Source organism: Cupriavidus sp. HMR-1 (assembly GCF_000319775.1).
Taxonomy (GTDB): Bacteria; Pseudomonadota; Gammaproteobacteria; order Burkholderiales; family Burkholderiaceae; genus Cupriavidus; species Cupriavidus metallidurans.
Map to the genome: position 1 here is coordinate 1 of NZ_ANKP01000120.1, position 4,500 is coordinate 4,500.

The window sequence follows — 4,500 nt, forward strand, 5'->3', positions numbered from 1 at the left end:
GGCGGCCACCGCAGTGCTGATGCCGCACCCTGCCGGCGGGCGCGCCGAGGGCCAGCCGGCCTGGTGGCATGGGCTTGTGATGGTGGCCCTGGTCAGTCACGGTGTGCTGCTCCATGAAACCATCTTTCCGGCGGATCGCATGGTGTTCGGGTTCGCCTTCGCGCTGTCGTCGATGCTCTGGCTTGGCGTGGGCATCTACTGGATCGAGAGCTTCTTCTTCTCGCTGGCCGGCCTGGGCCTGGTCGTTTTCCCGGTGGCGATGCTGGCCAGCCTGATGCCGCTGGCGTTCCCGGGCACGCTGATCCTGGGGTACGCGGCGCGTCCGCTGTTCAAGCTCCATTTCGTGATCGCCAACGTCGCGTATGGCCTGTTCACGCTGGCGGCGTTCCATGCTTTCCTGATGCTGATGGCCGAGCGCCGCTTGCACGGCTTCAACCGCCCGGCAGGAACGGAGTCGGCATCGAGCCAGTGGCTTGGGCGCTGGCTGGACCTGCTGCCGCCGCTCCTGACGCTGGAAAAGCTGCTGTTCAGGCTGATCGCCGCGGGCTTCGTACTGCTGACACTGACGATCGCGTCCGGTTTCCTGTTCTCCGAGCAGTTGTTCGCGCGCGCGTTCCGGATCGATCACAAGACCGTCTTCGCGGTCATCTCGTGGCTGATGTTCGGCGGCATCCTGGTCGGACGCCATTTCCGGGGCTGGCGCGGTCGCACCGCGCTGCGCTGGGTGATCGCGTCGTTCGGGATCCTGCTTCTCGCCTACGTGGGCAGCCGCTTCGTCATGGAAGTGGTGCTGCACCGTATCACCTGATCCCTTCGCCCCAACATGGCAAGAATCTTCCTACTGCTGGCCATCGTGCTGGGCATCTTGTGGTGGCTGCGCGATCGCGCCGGCACGCGGCAGACCGCCGAGAAACAGGAGCCGCCGCCGCGCCGCGCTGGCGCTGGCGACGAGAACATCGAACCGATGGTCCAGTGCGCGCACTGCGGCGTGCATCTGCCGCGCGGCGATGCCATCGCATGGCACGGCCTGCATTACTGCCGCCGTAGCCATCTGCCAGACATGCCCGGCGAGGGCGATCACGGCACGCGTTCATGACAGCGCCGGCGTCGGCCTGGTCCCGTCTGAACGGCTGGCGCGTGCTGGTCAAGCTCTGGCGTCAGTCGGAGCCACCTGAATTCCATTGGCGCCTGCAGCGGTATTTCTGCTGGACGCGGCTCGCCGTCGCCGTGTTGCTGGTCGGCTATGCCTGGCTGCCGCTCGAACGCGCCGCCGCCGGCGCCAGCGTCTTCAACGTGGCGACGAACGCGCGCATGGCCTCGGCCATGCCGGTCGTGCTGCCTTATCTGGCCATCGCCCTCGTCACGCTGTTCGGTACGCTGTGGCGCAACCACTTTCACGTGCGCGTGCGCGTGCAGGTGCTGGTCGATATGGTCTTGCTGGCCTCCATCTACGCGGCGCTCGGTCACTTCGGCAGCCAGGGCGAAGGACTGGCGATGATTTTCCTGCTGCCCGTGATCGAGGCGGGCGCGCTGACCAGCCTGACGTTTGCGCTGTTTGCCGCTTCGGTGTCGGCGCTGCTCGTGATGGGCCCGCCGCTCCTGCAAACGTTGATCACGCGCCAGGTCGATGTGAACTTGCTCGGTTCCGGCCTGTTCGGGCTTGTGTTCATGATCGCGGCGCTCGTGATGTACATGCTTGCCAACCGCCAGATCGCCCAGGAGCAACTGGCGCTGGCGCGCGAACAGGAACTGCGCCTGCAGCAGCTCGTGAACCGGCTGATGGTCAATGACATGCAGGACGGCGTGATGCTGGTCCGTGCCAATGGCGTTGTCGTGGCGGCGAATCCCGCCGCGCTCGTGCTGCTTGGCGTGCAGCAGAACGAGCGGATTCGCGAAGGGCAGGTTCGTGTTGGCGAGCGCGAGAACGTGTTGTTCGACCTGCGCCGCATGCCGCGTCTGCAACCGCTGCTGGAGATGCTGCGCGACTGGATCCGCATGAAGGACGACGTCCCGCGCATCTTGCAATTGCTGCCGCTGCCGTCGCGCCCGTCCTCCTCGGCGCGCAATTCGATGCACACACGGCTGCGCCTACGCTTCGTGCTGCCCGGCCTGGCGGGGCTGCGTTCGACGCTGGCGGGCGCGCTGACCTCGCCATCGGGCCTCGACACAACCAGCTGGAACGATATGTCGCCCGAGGGCGCCGCGCGTCTGCGGCTGGCCATCGCCCAGAACGAGGCCATGGCCTGGAGCCCGGCGGACGAGGCGCTGCTGCGTAGCGAGATGCGTGACACGGTGCTGGTGCACATCGAAAGCTGGGAGCGTATTGCCGAGCAGGTTCAGCAGGAGAAACTTGCCGCGATGGGCCGGCTGGTGGCCAGCGTCGCGCACCAGATCCGCAACCCGCTCGCGGCGATCAGCCAGGCCAACGAACTGCTGGCCGACTCCGGCGGTGGCGAGGGCAACATCGATGCCCGTCTGCTGCGCATCATCAGCGATAACGTGCGACGGCTCGATCAGGTGATTTCCGACGTGCTGCAACTGTCGCGCCGCCCGCGCACCGGGCATAGCGCCGTCGATTTGGCCAAGGCGCTACCCGAAGTCGTCGACCGGTGGCGGCTGGAAATGCGTTCGCGAGCCGGCGCCCGCGCCGAGGTGAACGCCAACGCGATCCGCATCACCGTCGATCTGAAGGGGCCGGTGATCTTCGACATGTCGCAATTGCAGCAGGTGCTCGGCAATCTGCTCGACAACGCATGGCGCTATTGCAGCCGGCTGCCGGGCGCGATCCGCCTGCTGGCGCATACGCTCGACCAGCACCATGCGGAACTGATTGTCTGGAACGATGGCGCCGAGGTCACGCGCGAGCAGCAGCGCAGCCTGTTCGAACCGTTCTTCACCAGCAATCCGCAGGGTACCGGGCTGGGGCTGTTCATGGCGCGCGAGCTGTGCGGCGCGAACGACGCCCAGGTGCGCTACGGCGCGATCGTGCTCGAGGATCTGCTCGACCGCACCGGCATGCTCGTCGGGGCTCGCGATACACTTCCCGCCAAGGCATTCGTGTTGACGCTGCGCAACGAAGTGCCCGACGTCGCGAATGCCCAGCCATTTCAACCATCGGCCAAGCTCTGATATCCATGCCTCCCAGATTGTCCGCACCCGATCCGATTCTCGTCATCGACGACGAGGCTGACCTGCGCGAGCTGCTGGATATCTCGCTGCGACGCATGGGGCATGACGTGGTGATGGCCGGCTCGCTGGCCGAGGCCCGCCTGCGTCTGGCCGAGCGGCGCTACAGTCTGGTGCTGACCGACATGCGGCTCGGCGATGGCCTGGGCATCGAGATCGTGCGCCAGTTGTCGGCGTCGCCCGAGCGCACCCCGGTGGCCGTGATCACGGCGTATGGCAGCGCGGACAACGCCGTGGATGCGCTGAAGGCCGGCGCGTTCGACTACATCGCCAAGCCGGTATCTCTCGAGCAACTCCGCACGCTGATTCTCAACGCGCTGGGCCGTCATCAGCGCGGTGCGAACGGTAACGACACATCCGATCAGGCCGATGCGGGGGACTCGTCCGACGCGACCGATGGGACCAGTCTGGGCGATCGTGCGGCCGGGCTGCTACCGGGGGTCTCGCCGGCAATTCACGAGGTACGGCGCTCGCTGCCGCGTCTGGCGCGCAGCATGGCACCGGTGGTGATCAGCGGCGAATCCGGCAGCGGCAAGGAACGAGCGGCGCGAGCGATTCACGCGATCAGCGCGCGCTCGGCGCATTCATTCGTGGCCGTGAACTGCGGCGCGATCCCCGAAGCGTTGATGGAGGCCGAGTTCTTCGGCCACGTCAAAGGCGCCTTTACTGGGGCCGATGCCGAGCGCGGCGGGTTCTTTCAGGCCGCCAATGGCGGCACGCTGCTGCTCGATGAGGTCGCGGACCTGCCGCTGGCGATGCAGGTGAAGCTGCTGCGCGCGCTGCAGGAACGCCGCGTGCGCAAGATCGGCGCCAGCAAGGAAGACAGCGTGGATGTGCGCGTCATGTGCGCCAGCCACAAGGACCTGGCCGCGATGGTCGCCGCCGGGTCATTCCGCCAGGACTTGTACTACCGCCTCAACGTGCTCGAACTCCGGATGCCCACGATGCGCGAGCGCGCCGAGGACATCCCGGTGCTTGCCCGCGCGATTCTCGAGCATCTGGCCGTGCGCTACGGCGATGCGCATCCCAAGCGGCTGTCGCGCGCGGCGCTGGAATGGCTCTGCGCGTACGAATTTCCGGGGAACGTGCGTGAGCTCGAGAACCTGCTCGAGCGTGCCTACGCGTTCGCCGAGAGCGAGGAGATCGAGGTGGCCGACCTGGGGCCGCTCGACACCGGCATCGAGCGTGCCGCGCTGATGCAGACGGCCATGGCGGCAGCGCCATCCCTCGCGGCGGCGCCGTTGACTGCCGTGCCGCCGGCAGCCATGTATCACCGGTGGGGTACCGCCGGAGCCTGGGGCGTGCCCGCTCCAG

General features: G+C 67.0%; 4 protein-coding genes. All 4 read left to right on the forward strand.

Features of this window, described 5'->3' with window-relative positions; genetic code table 11:
- On the forward strand, positions 1-808 hold an 808-nt coding region (gene ccsA / locus D769_RS16150; protein ID WP_008646942.1), incomplete at its 5' end, for a cytochrome c biogenesis protein CcsA.
- A 15-nt stretch (positions 809-823) separates the two neighbouring features.
- A complete protein-coding gene (locus D769_RS16155) occupies positions 824-1,096 on the forward strand; it encodes a PP0621 family protein (RefSeq protein ID WP_008646944.1) in 273 nt (90 codons plus the stop codon).
- Positions 1,093-3,129 carry a histidine kinase dimerization/phospho-acceptor domain-containing protein gene (locus D769_RS16160; protein WP_008646946.1) on the forward strand — a complete coding sequence of 679 codons (2,037 nt, stop codon included), beginning with the start codon at positions 1,093-1,095 and terminating at the stop codon, positions 3,127-3,129. Before D769_RS16155 ends, D769_RS16160 begins: the two co-directional genes overlap by 4 nt.
- A 5-nt stretch (positions 3,130-3,134) precedes the next feature.
- Positions 3,135-4,500, forward strand: a 1,366-nt coding sequence (locus tag D769_RS16165) for a sigma-54 dependent transcriptional regulator (RefSeq protein WP_052018108.1), incomplete at its 3' end; no start/stop codon positions are given.

Coding starts and splice junctions, on each gene's coding strand:
- D769_RS16160 (WP_008646946.1), top strand. CDS start 1,093: ATGACAGCGCCGGCGTCGGCCTGGTCCCGTCTGAACGGCTGGCGCGTG.
- D769_RS16155 (WP_008646944.1), top strand. CDS start 824: ATGGCAAGAATCTTCCTACTGCTGGCCATCGTGCTGGGCATCTTGTGG.